This is a genomic window from Ferrimonas marina, from assembly GCF_900129905.1.
Lineage (GTDB): Bacteria > Pseudomonadota > Gammaproteobacteria > Enterobacterales > Shewanellaceae > Ferrimonas > Ferrimonas marina.
Window position 1 is genome coordinate 527,199 of sequence record NZ_FQXG01000002.1, and the last position, 18,516, is coordinate 545,714.

General features: G+C 53.5%; 12 protein-coding genes. 10 read left to right on the forward strand and 2 right to left on the reverse strand.

What is annotated here, in order from left to right; genetic code table 11:
* Nucleotides 1-257 precede the first annotated feature (257 nt).
* From BUC04_RS23550 to BUC04_RS06080, 10 genes are all read left to right on the forward strand, one after another.
* Entirely contained in the window at nucleotides 258-854 is a 597-nt protein-coding gene (locus BUC04_RS23550; RefSeq protein ID WP_143165552.1) for a hypothetical protein, read from the forward strand.
* Between the two features lie 3 nt (nucleotides 855-857).
* Entirely contained in the window at nucleotides 858-2,411 is a 1,554-nt protein-coding gene (locus tag BUC04_RS23555) for a P-loop ATPase, Sll1717 family (protein WP_143165553.1), read from the forward strand.
* 452 nt (nucleotides 2,412-2,863) lie between these two features.
* Nucleotides 2,864-3,955, forward strand: coding sequence for an efflux RND transporter periplasmic adaptor subunit (locus BUC04_RS06045; protein WP_067659321.1), 1,092 nt, complete (start codon nucleotides 2,864-2,866; stop codon nucleotides 3,953-3,955).
* Complete coding sequence (locus BUC04_RS06050; protein ID WP_067659324.1) at nucleotides 3,952-7,134, forward strand: efflux RND transporter permease subunit; 3,183 nt, start codon at nucleotides 3,952-3,954, stop codon at nucleotides 7,132-7,134. The genes BUC04_RS06045 and BUC04_RS06050 overlap by 4 nt, the downstream gene beginning before the upstream one ends.
* A gap of 71 nt (nucleotides 7,135-7,205) precedes the next feature.
* Nucleotides 7,206-7,442 (forward strand): hypothetical protein, encoded by a 237-nt coding sequence (locus BUC04_RS06055; protein ID WP_067659327.1) that lies wholly within the window; start codon nucleotides 7,206-7,208, stop codon nucleotides 7,440-7,442.
* Nucleotides 7,443-7,549: 107 nt separating this feature from the next.
* A complete protein-coding gene (locus tag BUC04_RS06060) occupies nucleotides 7,550-7,855 on the forward strand; it encodes a hypothetical protein (RefSeq protein WP_067659330.1) in 306 nt (101 codons plus the stop codon).
* Between the two features lie 34 nt (nucleotides 7,856-7,889).
* The gene (locus tag BUC04_RS06065) at nucleotides 7,890-8,735 is read left to right on the forward strand and encodes a DUF6498-containing protein (protein ID WP_067659334.1); all 846 of its coding nucleotides are present in this window, start codon (nucleotides 7,890-7,892) and stop codon (nucleotides 8,733-8,735) included.
* Between the two features lie 247 nt (nucleotides 8,736-8,982).
* A complete protein-coding gene (locus BUC04_RS06070; RefSeq protein ID WP_067659337.1) occupies nucleotides 8,983-10,920 on the forward strand; it encodes a S9 family peptidase in 1,938 nt (645 codons plus the stop codon).
* Nucleotides 10,921-11,145: 225 nt separating this feature from the next.
* Nucleotides 11,146-11,535 (forward strand): hypothetical protein, encoded by a 390-nt coding sequence (locus BUC04_RS06075; protein WP_067659340.1) that lies wholly within the window; start codon nucleotides 11,146-11,148, stop codon nucleotides 11,533-11,535.
* A 292-nt stretch (nucleotides 11,536-11,827) separates the two neighbouring features.
* A complete protein-coding gene (locus BUC04_RS06080; RefSeq protein WP_067659343.1) occupies nucleotides 11,828-14,497 on the forward strand; it encodes an FG-GAP repeat domain-containing protein in 2,670 nt (889 codons plus the stop codon).
* Nucleotides 14,498-14,960: 463 nt separating this feature from the next.
* Here BUC04_RS06080 and BUC04_RS06085 read toward each other — a convergent pair whose 3' ends face one another.
* Nucleotides 14,961-16,205, reverse strand: a complete 1,245-nt coding sequence (locus BUC04_RS06085) for a hypothetical protein (protein WP_073325648.1) — start codon at nucleotides 16,203-16,205, stop codon at nucleotides 14,961-14,963.
* Nucleotides 16,205-18,493: a putative bifunctional diguanylate cyclase/phosphodiesterase gene (locus BUC04_RS06090; RefSeq protein WP_073325708.1), complete on the reverse strand. Its 2,289-nt coding sequence runs from the start codon at nucleotides 18,491-18,493 to the stop codon at nucleotides 16,205-16,207. The genes BUC04_RS06085 and BUC04_RS06090 overlap by 1 nt, the downstream gene beginning before the upstream one ends.
* Nucleotides 18,494-18,516: the final 23 nt, after the last annotated feature.

An 18,516-nucleotide genomic window follows, 5' to 3' on the forward strand; every position in this document is an offset into this window, starting at 1 on the left:
TGCTAGCTCTTAGAGAGTCATCTTATCAAAGTACTTCACTTGATATCTTCGATGAGAGTGATGTGAAAATGAGTCGCCCGAATACAATGTACCTACACAGTAAGCGATTTATAATTAATTTATATTTTTCCACATCCAAACCCTCTTCTTTAATATGGTAGAAAAGCAATCTTAAGCAGTATATTGGATTAATTTAATTTTATAAGTAAACAACCACAACCAAGATACATGGCCACGTAAAAAAACAGGCATATAAAATGTATGAAACAATATCCACACTACCACAAACAGTATATATTGGAATCGGAACTGTAATAGCCGCATTTGTTGCCGGGTTAATATCGGTGGTTAATACAACGATATCCAAAGAAAACAAAATATCAGAATTTAGACAGGCTTGGAGTGAAGCTATTATCGATGAGGTATCGACATATATAAGCCTAGTTTCAAAAATTCATGTCTCATGGTTAACATCAAGATCTAAAGGAATATCAGGAGCAACATTCTTAGAGAGTGAAGTAAATACTATAAGAGAAATGCAGGCTTTACAGCACAAAATAACCCTTAGATTACATGAAGAAAAACATGCCAAAATAATAGAGCATTTAAAGAGAATTGACTTAATAATATGCAACAACAATATAGAGCAAAAAGAAGCAGACCTAGAACATCTAATTGAGTCACTCTCATCAGATACAAAAACAACAATTAAGCAAGAATGGATAAAAGTTAAGCTAGGAGAAATTCATTTTATTTGGCTTAGAAGAATAGGGTACTTCCTTTCAGTTTCTTTAGCATCTCTAATATTCTCAACTTGCTTGTTATATATTTACTTTATGATTAAACAGGGTTAAGAAATGAACAACCTAAGAAGCTTGAGTAATCTTTTCTTTGGCGATTCAGCGGAAAAAGAAGCCAGAATCAGAAACGAGGTTTTTGTAGAACCCAGACAATTTAAAAAGTTGCTTAAATTTCCTAGATCCAATCACAAAATTATTGTTGGAGACAAAGGTTGTGGTAAATCTATGCTGCTCAATGTCATAAATGAGTCAGTTCTTGACTCAAATACACTATCGATGCTGATAACGCCACACAATATAGTTTGTGATCCTATAGGTGAGCAGTCTACTATATCTGACAAACAGTCAGTCGCTTATGATCTTCTTCTCGAACTTGCAGTTAAAGAGATAGATAGAATCTGTAATACATCAGAGACAAATATCATAAATAATGAGCAAAACAAAGAGGTTAAGGCAGCAAGATTTAGAGCATTCCTTGAGGAAAAAGGAAATGTATCTGATTATTTCAATGACCATTCCGAAGGAATAAGCTTTAAGAGAAACAATCGAAGCCGGCTTGCCAATAAACTAAAGAACATGTTGGTGGAAAAAGATGACAACATATGGATCATGATTGACGATGTAGACACTGCATCGATACTAAAAAGCACCTCCAATTCGTATGATTACTCAGTTTGCTGGGCGATAATAAGTGCCGCAATTAAATTATCAAATGATTTTTTTAAAATCAGGGTTTTGATATCTGTGAGAACGGATATATGGCACATAATGGAAAAGAATAAATTCCTTGGTCGAGACATAAGAGACAAAATAACCAACCCTTTCAGACTAAACTTCACTGAAGAGGAGATTGAAGCCATCTTCCTAGTTCGGCTTAATAGAGCTGCTTTAGACCTCGATCCAAGCTACATCATAGGTGAGGGACGAGTTCCATATCGACAATTTTTTGCTGATAGTAATTATAACCTACCAGGTAAGAAAGGTAGCAAGAAGTATTGGTCAAAATGGATTGCCCAACAGTCAAGAAATAAGCCTAGGGACATGGTTCAGTTAGTACAAAATTTAATTGAATCAGCTGAGGATGAAGCTGAAAAAAATGGAGTTAATGGTGAAGCTCTTATAAATGACGAATGTGCTAACAAAGTAATTCTTGATTTTGCTAAAAGCAGGATTGATAATCTTGAGACAGAATTTCAAGAGATTTGCCCTCAAATAGGATATCTCGTTAAAGATGTCTCTAAGCACATGTGTATACTTAGAAAACAATACAGAGGACAAGGAAGAGACTATAGTTTTTCGTATCAAGAAATCATAGAGTATTTATCAAAGTACCCGTCAAGACGAAAAATAACTATTGATAAAATTTCAATGTCATCAGGAAAAAACACTGATGCCATCAAACTACTCGGGTTGCTTTATATGTCTAATTTTATAAATGCAAGAAAGCTAGTGGACTCAGGGAAAAGTGACCTTTACACACATGAGACCTATAACGAGTATCCAGACCTAATTAGTGAAGACAAGATTAACGATCTACAAAGTTATCGATGGGAAATCCATCCTGTTTTTCGCTCTTACCTTGATTCTATCAAAGATGACCTTACCGCTTAGCCGATGGAAAAACCATCCCATAATAGGAATAGCCGCAGAATAGAGAAGCATTAATATTCTGCGGTATCAATTCCCTTATTGAAAATTAAAATATTCAAAGGGCGACCGCAATGCCAAAAACACATTTTAAGTATATTTGCAAATACTTACGTTAACTGTTTTTGCTCTGCTAGCTAGATGAGTGGCTTGTATTTTTTTTGGCGCAGTCTAACCATTAAATATGCTCACAGCCTTTAATTACTCTAGACAACTTACAAGAGCCTTTCTTTTGCTGCAAGAAGGAAACAAACTGCCAAGTCTTACCCTTCTCTGCGAAAACCGAACGGGGTAATCGCTTCACCACACTTCCGCTTGCGCATCTTTCTCAGCCATAATCAGGTTAACTGATTGTTTTAATGATGACTTGCGCTGAAGGTTCAGGTCATCGCAAGCACCTACTGAGGTCGATACCGATGCATCGCACGCTCAACAAACTGGTTTCCACCACCCTACTGGCCAGCGCCCTGTTCGTGGGGCCGCTGGCCAGTGTCTTCGCCGAAGAGGCCACGCAGGTCGACGTCTACTACCCCACCACCGACCGCCACCAGCGTAGTCTGACGCTCACCGGCACGGTTGAGGCAGTCCAGCACTCCCAGCTCGCCACCCTGCGCGATGGTGTGGTGGCGGAGATCTACGTCGACCGGGGCGACCGGGTGGAGAAGGGCCAGAAGTTGCTCAAGCTCGATGCCCGATTGATGGAGCTGGAGATCGAGCGCTACCAGGCCGAGGTGCGCTCCGCCAAGGCGGCCAAAACCGAGGCCACTCGCCTGTACGAAGAGGTGCTGGGGCTGTCGGAGCAGCAGTTGATCCCCAAAACCCAGATGGAGGAGCGGCTGTCGGCGGCGGTGGTGGCGGACGCCGAGCTTAACCGGGTCGAGGCGCTGCTGGCCCTGCGTGAGGAGATCCTCGACCGGCATATCCTGTACGCGCCCTTTGCCGGGGTGATCTCAGAGCGCCAGATCAACCTGGGGGAATGGGTTACCCCGGAGGCGAGCGTGTTTACCCTGGTCGACCAACAAAACCTGCGCCTCTCGTTGCAGGTGCCGCAGGAATACTACGCCCGCCTGGCGGATGTCTCGGACGCCACCGTCACCCTGCTGCCGGAAACCCCCACCCAACAACCCAGCGAAGCCAAACTCAGCACCCTGGTTGAGGTGGTGAACGACAACAGTCGAACCCTGACCGCACTGGTAGACCTGCCGCCCAACTCCGGCTGGCTGGCCGGCATGTCGGCACGGGCGGTGATCCAGCTGCCCCGCAGCGATCTCAGCATCAGCTGGATCCCCCAGTCCGCAGTCAAATCCCATCCCGATGGTGGCGCCAGCGTGTTCGCGGTTGAGCAGGACACCGCCAAGCGCTACCAGGTGACCATCATCGAACGCCAAGGCGAGCGCCTGGCGGTACAGGGCCTGCCGATTGGCCCCGGCGTGGTGATCACCGGCATCGAGCTGCTCAACGACGGCGATCCGGTGCAGATCCAGAACATCACCGGTAACTCGCTATGATTGCCGCTGCCGTCAAACACAGCACCCTGGTGGTGGTGATCACCCTGATCGCCACCGTGCTGGGCGTAGTCGCCGCGATCAATATCCCGGTGCAGATGATCCCGGACTTGGAGGTGCGCACCATCACCGTCCAAACCGGCTGGCCCGGCGCGACCCCCCAGGACGTGGAGAAGGAGATCCTGATTGAGCAGGAACGCTACCTGCGCAGCCTGCCCAACCTCAATCGTATGGTCTCTTACGCCCGCATGGGCCAGGCCACCATCGAGCTGGAGTTTCCCTTCGGCGTGGAGGTGAACGATGCCCTGATCCGGGTGAACAACGCCCTGAGTCAGGTGCCCGCCTACCCGGAAAACGTCGACCAGCCCCGGCTCTATTCCAGCGCCTTCTCCTCCAACGCCTTCATGTTCTTTGTGCTGCAACCCCTGCCGGGCAATCCGCTGCAGCTGGATGTCGACATGCTGCGGGATTTCGCCGATGACTATGTCCGGCCCCGGATGGAGAGCGTCGAGGGCGTCTCCGAGGTCAGCGTCAATGGCGGGGCCGAGCGGCAGCTGCAGATCCGGGTCGATGCAGCCAAGCTGGCCAAGCGTGGCATCAGCCTGACCGAGCTGCGCAGCGCCATCCGCAGTCGCAATAACGACACCTCGGCCGGAGACATCGAAAGCGGGTCCAGCCGTTACCTGCTGCGGGTGATCGGCCGGTTTGAGCAGGTCAGTGAGCTGGAGAACCTCATCATCAGCCGCCGCGGCGACGCCAACATCCTGCTGCGCGATGTCGCCACCGTCACCCTAGACCATTTTGAAACCCGCTCCATGGCCTACTACAACGGCCAGCGCTCGCTGAGCCTGCGGGTGATGCGGGAGAGTGGCTCCAACGTGCTGGCCATCAAGGAGGCGATGGTGCCACTGGTGGCCGAGATCAACGAGCAACTGCTGCAGCGCAATGGCCTGGAGCTGAAGCTCACCTCCGACGACGTACGCTACGTGCAAAGCTCGCTGAAAAACGTCTGGATCAACCTCTCCCTCGGTGCTCTGCTCGCTACCCTGGTGATGTACCTGTTCCTGCGCTCCGGCCGCGCCACCCTGGTGGGGGTGATCGGCATCCCCATCTGTACCATCGCCGCCTTCTTCGCCCTGATGATGACCGGCCGCACCATCAACGTGATCTCCCTGGCCGGCATCGCCTTTGCCATCGGCATGACGGTGGACAACACCATCGTGGTGCTCGAGTCCATCATGCAGGCCCGGGCCAAAGGGGTCAGCAAGGTGCAAGCGGCCATCGACGGCGCCAAAGAGGTGTGGCCGGCGGTGCTCGCCTCCACCGCCACCACGGTGATGGTGTTCGCCCCCATCCTGTTTGTGGTGCAGGAAGCGGGGCAGCTCTACTCCGACATCGCCATCGCCATCTCCGGCGCCATCATCGCCTCCATGCTGGTGGCGATGTTCCTGGTGCCGGTCGCCCTGGCCCACTTCACCCGGGAAAACGGCGCCAAGCAGCTCAAGGAGATGAAGCTATCCAGCCGCTTCCTTAGCTTGGCCAGCTTCTTTGCCCAGTCCCGCCGCCGGGCACGGCTGTGGTCGCTGGGCTTTATCGTCCTAATTTTGGGTGGGGCCTACCTGCTGATGCCCGCCGCCGAGTACCTGCCCGAGGGGGAGGAGCCCAAGGCGTTCTCCATGATGATTGCGCCGCCAAGCTACAACCTCAGTGAGATGGCGGTGATCGGGGCCGAGCTGCGGGAATACTTCGAGGGCCATCTCAATGCCGATGAGGCAGACTTCCGCGCCGGCAAAACCGACATGCCGCCACTGGCCTACTACTCCATGGACGTCTCCATTGGTCGCATCTGGTTCTTGAGCGCACCGGTGGACTCCGCCCACATCACCCAGATGATGAAGGCCATCACCGAGAAGTTTCAGAGCTACCCCAACATGCGCGCCTTCTCCTCCCGCGGTTCCATCATCTCCAGTAACGATGGCGGCACCCGGGCGGTGGTGGTCGACCTCTCCGGCAGCGAAACTGTGCCGCTGTACCAGGCGGCGGATGCGGTCTACCGCAAGGCTGACGAGCTGTTTGACGACCCCCAGCTCAACTCCGCCCCGGGCTCGCTCAGCCTCGACCAGCCGCTGATTGAGATCTTCCCCCGCTGGCACCGCCTGGCGGAGCTGGGCATCGACAGCAGCGACTTTGGCTACGCCATTGCGGCGATGAGTGACGGTGCCTTTGTCGACGAGTTCATCCTCGGTGACGACAAGGTGGATATCTTCCTGTTCAGCGGTGCCGGCAACGAGCAGAGCATCGACCAACTGGCGGAAACCCCGCTGGTGACCCCGGCGGGCAACGTGCTGCCGCTGCACGCCCTGGCGGATCTCAAGCGCAGCCGCGACAGCAACTCGATTCGACGGGTTGGCGGCAACAAGACCGTCAGCGTCTACATCATCCCGCCGCGGGACATCGCGCTGGAAACCGCCGAGCAGATGGTGCGTGAGCAGTTGCTGCCGGAGCTGTGGAGTGAGGGCAAGATCCCCCAGGGCATTCGAGTGGAGATCAGCGGTGCCGCCGATCTGCTCGACGCCACCCGCGCCTCGCTGTCGAACAACTTCGCCGTGGCGCTGATCCTCATCTACCTGCTGCTAGTGGCGATCTTTACCCACTGGCGCTATCCGCTGTTTATCCTCGCCACCGTGCCGCTGGGCATGGCCGGCGGCCTGCTCGGGCTGGTGCTGGTGAACACCATTAACCTGGGCTTTGCCGCCATCGGCCTCAACAGTACCCACCAGCCGTTCGATATGATCACCATGCTCGGCTTCCTGATCCTGTTGGGGACCGTGGTCAACAACCCCATCCTTATCGTCGACCAGACCCGGCGCAACGTGGTGGAACAGGGCATGGCGGTGCGAGAGGCGGTGGTCAATGCCGTCAGTAAGCGGCTCAAACCCATATTGATGTCCAGCGCCACCACCATCTTTGGCCTGGCACCGCTGGTATTGATCCCCGGTGAGGGCACCGAGCTGTATCGCGGCGTGGGCGTTATCGTACTGTCCGGGATCTTCGCCTCGGCGCTGCTGACCCTGACCTTCCTGCCGGCGCTGCTGGTGGCGGTACTGAAGGACCCGCCAATCCGCCAGGTCGCATCGGCAGAACAGGAGATGCCCGAACAACGGGTGGCTAACCATGGTTAGTGTTTTGGTGTGAAACCTGTCGATGAAAGAGGTTAGAGTGGAGTGAAACCCAAGCCCACAGGAGTGCTGCAGTGACCGACGCCAGGCTCATCGTGATCCTCAAAAGCTGCATCACCCTGGGGCTTATCCTGATTTTGCTTGGGATCTACCTGCACAACTTCAGCGACACCATCGATGCCATGGGCGTCACCGGCATCATCATCAGTGCCGTCTGTGTCGCCATCGGCATGGTGCTGTCCCTGCCCACCAAGATGTACCTAACCTTCCTACTGGTGAAGCGCGAAGCCGACAAGGCCGAAAAGAAGTAGTCCGCCAGCGCCTCATTCGACTCAGTAACCCCGCTCAGCGGATGTATCACGGTCTGGGTTTGATGGTTTGTTAGCTTTAGTGGTTTCCCCGTCGCTTGAAGACTGCCATGAGCTTCAGATTCTCTGTCCGGGCACTGTGCCCCTATACCCACATTTTCCGGCTTATCCGCCAGGCCATCCGCACTCGCTCACTGCCCGCCAGCGCTCGCAGCGGTGCCTTAATCACCCTGCTTGGTCTGTGCTGCCCACTGTTCTGGTACGCCCTGTTCACTGGCGCCAGCAAGGCGGAGCTGATCCTTCATGCCATTCACTCCGGCCTGGTGATGCTGATTGGCGTTGCCCTGACCATATCGGGGTTGCTTAAAGAGGCAGAAACACAGGAAGCTGGTAAACCGCAGACCAAGAAGGCCTGAACAATCCCCCATACGGTTCAATGAGAAGGACATCATGAGACCCACCACCGACACCCTCGCTGCCGGTCAGCACTCGCAAACGGCCGCCATTGCACGAAACCTGCTGATCAACCTGTTCGCCTTTGCGGTGGGACTGGGCAGCGCCTACCTGTTTGATTGGCAGATTACCGATCTGGTCTGGGGGCTGTGGCTTTGCAGCCTGGTGCTGGGCTACCTGACGATTCTTTCGGCAATCGGCGGTGGGGCTGTCGCGGCCTCGCAGCTCATTCGCTCCGGAGACTTCGACAAAAAGATCAGGACAGTGGCCACCATTGGCGGTATCGCCTTCGGCACCTTTTTGCTTGGCTTCTTCACCGTCCACTTCTTTGGCTTTCACGCGGCCCACGCACTGTTTCTGAGCATGTTCTTCCCGCTGGGTGAAACCACCGAGACCGCCAACGATCTGTTCGGACATCTGCCCTTCTCGTCTATGGCCACCTTCCAACAGCTGGTGGCCAGCTACGGCATCTTCCTCTTTGCGGTACTGATCGCCGAGCGCAAGCAGGTGTTTGGCCCCCTGCTCGACGCGCTGCGAAGTGTGCGCCAGAACGCTAGCCCCACCCAGCTCAACAAACCAGACCGCCACTCAGGGAAGCGGCCAACGCGCACCGCCGCGCCAGAGCTGGAACTTCTCGCCTCCCAGTGCGTGGGGGATGCGATGAAACGCCCCTACGTCAACGTGATGCGCATGCACATGCTGATCTTCTTTTTTGCCTTCTGCCATATCGCCAGCGTCGACTCGTTTGCCGTGTACGCCGTTGTCTCCCTTGTCTACTTCTTTCCCTGGAGTGAGCTGGCCAATATTCGCAGTGCTATCGGTGCCAATCCTTCAACAAGCTAGACCACCGAGAAGCTAGGCCGTCAATCAGCCAGACACACACTCCAGGCTGGCCAGGGCAGCAGCGGCTTACCCTTTACCGTGCAAAAATACATCGGTAGTTTAGTCACTTACATGGAAGCAGCTTGGGCGATGGGGCACTGACTATCGAGGCGAGAGGCACCCGTTTGGGAAAGGTCATCGGATGGCCTCCCCTGCCCTTCCAATCCTGCCCCCTCATTGGATTAACATGGAGCTAAAAGGAATTCACATGGGTAAACACCACACTACGGCCCTGGCACTGATCCTCAGTGGCGGCCTCTTTGCGTGTTCCAACGCACCGGAGCAAGCCAGCAGCGCGCCGGCTCCGGAGAGCACCGTCGCCGAGTTTAAGCAGTACTCAGCCGCCGACTTTTTTGAGACCACCACCGTCTATGGCAGCTCCATCAACCACGATGGCAGCGCCGTGCTGGTTACCAGCGACGCCACCGGGGTATTCAACGCCTACCGCTACCCCATTGATGGCAGCGCACCGACCCAGCTGACCCAGTCCAGCAATGACGCCAACCACGGCGTGAGCTGGTTCCCCAAGGATGACCGCATCCTGTTCACCGCCGACCAGGGCGGTAACGAGCTGAACCACCTCTATGTGCTCAATGCCGACGGCAGCACCACCGATCTCACCCCCGGTGAGGAACATCGTGCCCTGTTCTATGGCTGGCACGAGAACGACATGCAGTTCTTTGTCGCCACCAACGAGCGCGACAACAAGGCGATGGATCTCTACCTCTACAGCGCCACCGATTTCTCCCGGGCCATGATGTTCGAAAACAGCGATGCCGAGAGCCTGCAAGGCATCAGCCCGGACGGCCGCTGGGTGGTCACCCAGGTGGTGCACAGCAACGCCGATAACGATCTCTACGTCATCGACCTGAGCGCCGAGGTGCCCGTTCGCACTCACGTTACCCCCCATGAGGGCAACGTCAGCCACACCACCTTCACCTTTACCCCCGACAGCCAGCAGCTGATCTACGGCAGCAACGAAGGCAGTGAGTTCGAGAAAGCCTACCGCTACGATCTGATCAGTGGCGACACCAGCGAAGACTTCAGCGCCGATTGGGACGTGGTGTTCTACTACTTCTCCGAGAACGGCAAGTACCGTGTTGCTGGTGTTAACGCCGATGCGCAAACCGTGCTGGACATCATCGATACCAGTACTGGCGAAAGCCTGAGCCTGCCTGAATTACCAGCGGGCGATCTGCGCGGCGTGAACTTCAATAAGAGCGAAGACGCCTTGGTGTTCTACATCAACTCCGACGTCTCCCCCTCCAACCTGTTCAGCTACACCCTGGGGGACGAGGCCGCCAAGCGCCTGACCAACACCCTGTCGCCCTCGATGAACGAGGCGGATCTGGTTACCAGCGAGGTGGTGCGCTACCCCAGCTTTGATGAGCTGGAAATCCCCTCCCTGCTGTTTAAGCCCAAGCAGGCCAGCGCCGACAACAAGGTACCGGCGATCATCTTCATCCACGGCGGCCCCGGCGGCCAGACCCGCAAAGGCTACTCCGCCCTGCTGCAGCACCTGGTCAACCACGGCTATGGCATGCTCGGCGTGAACAACCGTGGCTCCAGCGGCTACGGCACCACCTTCTACCATCTGGACGACAAGCGTCACGGCGAGGATGACCTGCAAGACATCGTCTACGGCAAGAAGTACCTGCAGAGCCTGGATTGGGTCGATGGCGACAACATCGTGGTGATGGGCGGCAGCTACGGCGGCTACCTGACCATGGCGGCCATGACCTTCACCGATGAGTTCCAGCTGGGCATCAACATCTTTGGCGTAACCAACTGGGTTCGTACCCTGGAGAGCATCCCGCCCTGGTGGGAGGCCTTCCGCCAGTCGCTGTACGACGAGCTGGGCGACCCGGCAGTAGATGGTGAGCGCCTGCGCCGTATCTCTCCACTGTTCCATGCCAGCAACGTGAAGAAGCCGGTGCTGGTGGTCCAGGGCGCCAACGACCCCCGCGTGCTGCAGGTGGAAAGCGATGAGATGGTGGCCGCCATCCGCGCCAACAACGTGCCGGTGGAGTACGTGTTGTTCGACGACGAGGGCCACGGCTTCCGCAAGAAGGCTAACCGCATCACCGCACAGGAAGCCTACCTGTCATTCCTGCAGACCCACCTGGGCAGCGAAGCTGCCCAGTGATGGCTCTGGCTTAGGCCGGCACTCAGTTCAATCTGAGGCTTAAGCACAAACACAACCGCCGTCTCCAATTGGAGACGGCGGTTTTTTATGGAAGCTTTTCAAAAGCCAACTTGGCCATTGGAGGTTGTGCCCAATGGGCTTTTTTGCGAAGTTCTATACATTAGCGCCACGGATTGGCGCAGTAACTAAGCGCAGCTTAATCTGGTTTGTCCATGGAGTGGCCCATTGCCCCAATCTGCCCTATACCAAGCGCCCGATTACACCAAATACGACAACCAAGCACTGCTCGAAGCCTTCGACGGCATCGATGGCAAGCGCTTCCCCGCGCGTAAGGCCTCCATCGCCAAGGAGTTGCACCGGCGCAAGCTTTGGCGGCGATACTGGGCCTGGCACAAAGCGAATCAGCGCGCGGAAGAACAACTGGAGCAAGAAGCGGCGAACGAACTGCCCGGCCTGCTGTTACGCGCTGTATTGTGGATTGCCACCAGCAGCACGGTTTTTACGATACTAATCGACTGGCAGCAAAGCCGAGGCCTCTACATCGGCCTTGCCATCATCGCTGGCCTGGTGGGATTTATCTGGCTGGCAGGGAAGAAAGCCCCGAGTAATCAATAACAGCCTGTTTCAGCCAAAACAGAGCGAATATCACGGTCAGAGTCCGTCAGTGCAACTCAAGGAATGATATCCGTACAAAGGCGAAGCTGACTGAATATTTTTCACTCCAAGCCCACATGTTGAATTGAGAGCCAACAAAAGGTTATCGGAAAGTAAGGACGGCCAAGGGGTAGCGGGCCTATTTCAACGGCTCCGCCCCCCTGAAGCCAATTTGTTAAATTCACCTATCCATCGATACCAATCTCGTGGTGTCGTATTGGGACAGGGTGATATGCGATTCAGGGAAGACGCAATGAAACTCATACCAGTAACCCTCCTGAGTATTTTCCTTCTCACTGCCTGTGGTGGGGGTGGCGAAGGCGGAAGCAACGAAAACAATGGAAGCAATGGAAGCAATGGAAACACAGGGGATAAGTCATCTGTGACCGAAAACATCGATGGACTCTGGTACATCGAGTACGAAAACTGCTTAGAAACTATTCAATTTGATGATGACGGAACGTTTCGACTGGACTCCGGAGAGTTTTATGCGCATGGGGATTACCAATTTGAGCAGACCGTTTCCGCCGGCGATCGGCACCGTCTCGATTTGAAACTGACCCAATGGAATGGTGGTGAAGATTGTATCATTGAACCCGGAACAATCGAGAGGGAAGTCACCGCTCATATTAGTTTTCCCAATGGTATGACCATGACTTGGTATGAAGACGAAGAGACAGAATCGGCCGTCGGAAGTTATACCCGAGACAATCCGCTACAGCTGGATCAAACCGAGATCACTGTAACGGGTGAAGAAACCATTCAGTTGGCGATACAAGGAAAGTTCGCACCTGCAGTCAATCCTAAACTACTTTATGGCCCCGACGGAGCGTCGCTGAACGAAAAGGGTGAAGTCATCTGGGCAGCGAAAACCCCATTATTTGGCCCCCAGCAGTTCCGGCTGGGAGTTTCAAGTGACGACAGCCTATCTTCCGCGGAATTAGTCCTAACCGTACAGCCACCACAAGCCAAACTTCCAACCACCCGTGTCACTCCTCAAATCAACCATCGTGCTCACTCAATCTTTGTCGGTGACTTTGTCGGAAATGGCAAGAAACAGGTTTTGCTATCCGGTGCCCAACGGCAACTTACCATTTTGGAATACCAAGGAGGTGACTACCGGCAGATCTGGAGTTACCCATTTGATTTTGAAACCATCTATGGGGATATCTTGGTTCAAACAATTGATCTCGACGGCGATGGGAAAAGCGAAATCCTGCTACGAAATCAGGAGGGAATCTATCTGATCACCGATCTGAACGAACCCGCCACACTGCTGCTCCCCTTAGAGGATAGCGCGTTTGGTCACTTTGAGATTGCTACACATAAGGACAGCAGCCACTCACTGGTGGTTGGAGAAGGATATAAACTCCAAGTCTGGTCACTGGAAGAGCTCACATTGTCCCATGAGTTCAGCGTCAATAGTAATGGGCTTTTTCAACTCGGTGATGTAGTTGGCGATCAACAACTGGAAGCCGTCTTTGCTAACGGCCAAGTATACAGATTGGCCGATGGAAACCTACTGTGGCACCACTCCGAAGAGTTTGGCAAACAGTTGGTACTGGCCGACGCCAGTGGCAATGGCCGCCTAGACATCATCGGCGCGCCAGATTGGGGTGACATTGTAATATACGATGCACTACAACAGAGTGCAGTACAGACGATCCCCGGTTATAACAACTGCGGACTCCAAACAGCTGATCTTACAGGCAATGGAGATCTGGAAATCGTAATCGGATTTTGCCAAGCGGGGACAGCCAAAGCTTTTGTTAAGGGTACCGACGGTTACAGCGAGTTGTGGCACAAAGAAGATGCGCTTCGTGGCCGGGACATTCAGTCCATCACCGTCGCTGACAGCAACAGTGATGGCGAACAGGAATTACTCTGGGGCTCTGATAGTAAACGTCTCTCTATCTTCAAACAAATCTCCTCTCCAGAGCTTGCTTGGAGCACTGGCTCTTCTCCAAAAGCCGAATCTTTTATGGCTGCCGGTTGGGGGCAAATCCGCCCAGGTTATGAAGCCGCTGTATTCATCACGCCTCGTAGTCACTTCCCCATCACACCCGATGATCCTCATAGCAGAGAGGGGCAACGCTACATCCAAATGAACGAGCAGGGGGAACTAACCTTTAGTGGTCCGTTAGGAGATAGCTGGGATGACCTGTTAGCTGGAAAGTTGGCGGACATTGATCATGACGGATTTACCGAACTTGTATTTGCCCACGGAGAAAATTACGACTCCCAAGTGCTTGCCCATGAAGTAGACTCGAATACGGTGCGTTACAGTGAACCGCTTAGCAGCTACTCTAAAATCAGCCATATCCTGCTGCACGATCTCAATAACGATGGTTTTATGGATGCCATTGTCGCAGGCGAAAAAACAATACGGTTTATCGATATTAAAAACCATGTGGAGTTAGGCCGGTACGAATTTCCCGATAATATCTCCGCAATCGCTCTCCAAACAGTGGGTGAAGAAATACAGATCGCAGTCTCCCTATACTACTCCAACCTAATGATGCTATCAGGGCAATCCGGAAGCTATCGACAATCAGCGAATCTGAACAATCGCACCTGTGAACAACTGGCTTTTAAAGGCGGCCAACTTATCTGTGCACAAGGTAGCGTAATTTATCGCTTCGACGCCGGTCTTAGCCCTATTTCAGAAACAGACTTTCGAACAGTGCAACTTGGAGATATACGCAAGATCATCCCCTTAGAACACGGCAACCTGATACTGGCGGCCACCCTAAATGAGCAGTACAAGATTGTTGAAGTCAACGAAGCTGCGCAAAAGGTAATCTGGCAAAGTCCACCATTGCTGGGGCGCGTGCTATCTGACTCTATGCACCTGATCAAGTCTGAAGAGGGACGCCATCGCTTACAAATAGGTACTGAGTCAGCTATGTATCTCACCCACTGATTCACTCAAGAGAATAGTTAGGTAGTACGACTCGCTGTCTTAAGCACACTAAGGAGCAGTGGGGAGGAGCGACCCAAATCCGGTGCTCCACCCACTTTTACTTTTGGGCAAGATTTGGGTTTGCAGTAGTCGCTACTATCCGAAACCAACAGCGAGGCATAGGGGATACCAAGGAGCCTAAAGGAGTACAAGAGGGACTCAGAGGCGAAGGCGCGAACACGCTAGAGAATCGGTCGCCGGACCACTGCCGGCAAAGTGAAGATGCAAACCTAAGAGTCTCGCAGCTCTGCCGCCTCTCTCTCCCTACCCAAGACTCAGCACCTAAGACTCAGCGCCTACCGCACCGCGCCTGGCATTCGGCATCTAGCAATCAAAGGGGCGACAAAGTAAGTGGCCGGCAACGCCAAATAAGAGTGAGCTAGCCAGGGCCAACCTGAGTTAACAGCTCTGACCCCCGGTTCTTCTAATAGATGCCACTCAACACCAGTTGCCATTGGTTACGGCTTCCTTGTTGAGGCCAATCGAAACCCTGGTGACCAAGCTGCGCCGTGCTCATCCGATTGGCATTCCAGCTGCTGGCATATAGATATTCCAGCGCCACCTCAATATGTTGGGAAGCCTGGTAACGCCAGGCAAAGGTCCAAGCTTTGCCATGACTGTCGTTGATATCAACCGGGTTTTGGTCGGTGTCGACGGTTTTGAAGTCGTCATAACGCAGGCTGAACCGATGTTGGTGATGTTTGTAGCTGGTGAGCACATACCAGGCATCGAAATCGACGTTTACCCCTTTGCTATCCCCCATCACGGTGCTGCCATCCATCCACTGGGCGAGGATACGCCATTGTCGATTCAGCAGGTGTTTAGCAGAGACCGTCCAAAATTTGGTGTGCCAAGCGTATTGGCCCTCATCATTGACAGCGAACGGGTCAGCTCGATTGTCATACCGGTACAGGCGTACCTCGGTATTGCGCCGGTGACGCCAATGGCCACCGAGGTAGTAGCCAACGCGGTTGTCTGTTTCTATAAATGGCTCTACCCAGTTAGGTTGCAACTCAATGGGGCCGGTGATACCGGGATAATCAGCGAAGGCAACACGTTCGCCCAATAGTGTTTGCCGGTTATGCAGCGCCCAGCCACGCCAGCTGAGCAGCGTCCCGGCGCCGTCATTGGCGCCGAAAACCGAAGACACAAAACTCAGGGTGTGATTGGAGTGATATAACTTGCCGGGAACGGTGATCTGCCATTCGCCGCCGATGGCCCGAACCTCTTCGGCAATCCAGCTGTTTATCGCGGAAAAGGTATAGGTATAGGGCGATTGCCAGCCGGGCTTGGGGTTCTCAAAGCCAAAGTTAGGGTAGAACGCGCCGACACGAACTTTGTGCTTCACGCCCGAAGTCAGCGGCTGGAAGGTCAATGCCGCCTCGGTGAATCCCAGATGCTTTTGACCGTCGGGATAGTAGTAAGCGGTTGCCTGGAGTTGCCAAGGGTTATCGAAATCGATCTGCGCCTCCAGCATCGCTTGCGACAGGACAAGCCCATCCGAGTGGGGATCGTAGCGTGTGATCCCGGTGCCTTCCCTAATCCAGCTTTGCATCCAAGGTGCATCATTGCTGGTTTGGACCCAGGCAACATCGGCAGCCGCCTCAACACTGAACTCCGCCGCCAGAGAAATGGGGCTGAACAGAAAAAGGAGCGCCAATCTTCTCATTATGCCGGGGTCCTCTGGTGCGAGAACTCTTCGAGCCAGGCGCTGAAATCGGCAGGCTTCAATGGTCGGCTCATCCAATAACCCTGGGCATATTCCACCCCATAACGCTTGAGGATTTGGAGTGATGCTTCATCCTCAACGCCCTCAGCCACAACCGAGAGCCCCAGGTTATGTGCCAGCTCAACACAGGCTTTGACCAGGATGCAGTCCTGTTGATCCGAGGCGAGGTTGAGCACAAAGGATTTGTCGATTTTCAGCTCGCTCACGGGCATTTGCTTAAGCTGGCTCATGGAGGAGTAGCCAGTGCCAAAGTCATCAATGGACAGCGCAATCCCCATGTAACTGAGCAGGCTAAGGGCGCTCATGGCTTGCTCAGGCTCAGCCATCAGTGCGCTTTCGGTTACTTCAAACGTCAACACGGAAGGCGACAGCCGCCGTTTGGACAACGCCTCACTGACGAAAGCCGGCAGCTCGTTATCGACCAGGTCCAAAGCTGAAATATTCACGGCGACTTGAACGTCTATGCCATCTGATCGCCACCGCAGATGCTGATCAAGTGCGGTAAGGATCACCCATTTAGTCAGTTCCCGAATCGCCCCGCTTTGTTCAGCCAGGGGGATAAACTCATCGGGCCCTACCAAGCCATGCTCCGGGTGGTACCACCGAACCAGACACTCCGCTTTGCTAACCACACCCTCCGAGATGTTGAGCTTGGGTTGGTACAGCAGCTGAAGCTCGTCTCGTTCAATCGCTCCGCGTAACTCCGTCATTAGGCTCAGGCGCTGTACCGAGTGCTGATTAAGCTCTTCACGGTAGAAGACCACCTTGTGGTGAGAGCGCTTGGCGTGCCCAAGCGCGATATCAACGCTCTGCATCATGCCACCGACGTCCTGCGCATTCTTGGGATAGAGGGAAACACCGAACCCCGCTTCGATATCAATCAGTACACCATCGATGTCAAACGCAGGCTCAAAAAGCTTACGGTATTGATCTACGTCGTCACTTAACCGGTGCTCATGGATATCGGTCAGCAGGATCATAAATTCGTCCTCACCAACGTGCGCAGAATAGGCATTGGCATCAGCCTGATTTTTTATACGCTGGGCCACTAGCTGCAGCAACTTGTCACCCACATCGTGACCCAAGGTGTCATTGATTTCTTTAAACCGATCAAGGTCTAAGGTGAGCACCGCGAAAGCTCGACCAGGCTGCATCTCAATCAACCTGGCCATGTACTTAACGAACGCATTTCGGTTGGGCAAGCCACTGAGACTGTCGAAATAAGCGAGTGTATTAATTTCCTGCTCGCGCTGAATAATGCCCTGTTGCATCGACTGAAACGCACTGCTCAAGCTTTGCACTTCGGTTGTTTCATAGGCCGGCAGGGAACTGGAATAATCACCACGCTGGATCAACTCCGCCTTCGCTACCAACTGGCGCAAAGGCCGACTGATGCTGTTAGCGACATACACGCTCACCACACTTGCAATGATTGCCACAATGATTAAAACAAGCACGAACTCATCGAGCAGATTAATAAAATTCAGATAGGCCGTATCACTGGGCAAGACATAAGCGAATTGGAGATCAGAGCCAGACACGGCGTCGGTATGAAAGCGCCAGATCAAGTGCTCTTCGGGTAACAGTATTTTGCCAATGCGATGTTCGGCATGATCTAGATAGTTTTGTTCTTGTTGCTGATCCAGCAATGACTTGAGTGTACTAGAGATGGTTTGACCTGCTTTGAATGCCACCAGATCCAAACCAAGCAGCTGGCGGGTCTGCTGGCTGACCAGATTGCGCTCAAGCGCCTCACCGATCACCAGCCAACCATCGGGGGTCGGTTTTTGTTCCAAAAATCGATAAGGTGCCGCTGTCACCAGAAAGGCTTTGTTATTGAGGGTAATGAAGCTATACCCCGGGCGGCTTAACCTAGCGGGCAGATCGTCAGGTAGCGCAATGGAGCTCCCGGCCAAACGCCGATACTCGGCGTCGTAAGCAACGATGAAGTCCGTTTGACTGCGTTGTTGCAGGTTATACAGAGCAGCATTGAGTGACGCGGGATCATCTTGCGCATCGCCCAGTAGCTGTTTGGTATTGAAGTCTTTAGCGAACGTCGTCAGCGCATTTATTAAGCTGCTGGCCTGGTTATCTATCATCAACAGAAAGACGGAACTGGCCACGTTAAGCCGCGTCTCAAGTTGGTTGTTGGTATGACGAAAGGCAGCGTTCAGCGTTGTGATGGATACCAAGGTCAGACCGAGAAACAGCACCAGGGCAAAGGACAACAAAATCCGTCGCCGTAGGCTGG

What these genes read in the sequence shown, in the direction of transcription:
- BUC04_RS23550 (WP_143165552.1), top strand. Translation starts at nt 258, where the DNA reads ATGTATGAAACAATATCCACACTACCACAAACAGTATATATTGGAATC.
- BUC04_RS23555 (WP_143165553.1), top strand. Translation starts at nt 858, where the DNA reads ATGAACAACCTAAGAAGCTTGAGTAATCTTTTCTTTGGCGATTCAGCG.
- BUC04_RS06045 (WP_067659321.1), top strand. Translation starts at nt 2,864, where the DNA reads ATGCATCGCACGCTCAACAAACTGGTTTCCACCACCCTACTGGCCAGC.
- BUC04_RS06050 (WP_067659324.1), top strand. Translation starts at nt 3,952, where the DNA reads ATGATTGCCGCTGCCGTCAAACACAGCACCCTGGTGGTGGTGATCACC.
- BUC04_RS06060 (WP_067659330.1), top strand. Translation starts at nt 7,550, where the DNA reads ATGAGCTTCAGATTCTCTGTCCGGGCACTGTGCCCCTATACCCACATT.
- BUC04_RS06065 (WP_067659334.1), top strand. Translation starts at nt 7,890, where the DNA reads ATGAGACCCACCACCGACACCCTCGCTGCCGGTCAGCACTCGCAAACG.
- BUC04_RS06070 (WP_067659337.1), top strand. Translation starts at nt 8,983, where the DNA reads ATGGGTAAACACCACACTACGGCCCTGGCACTGATCCTCAGTGGCGGC.
- BUC04_RS06080 (WP_067659343.1), top strand. Translation starts at nt 11,828, where the DNA reads ATGAAACTCATACCAGTAACCCTCCTGAGTATTTTCCTTCTCACTGCC.
- BUC04_RS06085 (WP_073325648.1), bottom strand. Translation starts at nt 16,205, where the DNA reads ATGAGAAGATTGGCGCTCCTTTTTCTGTTCAGCCCCATTTCTCTGGCG.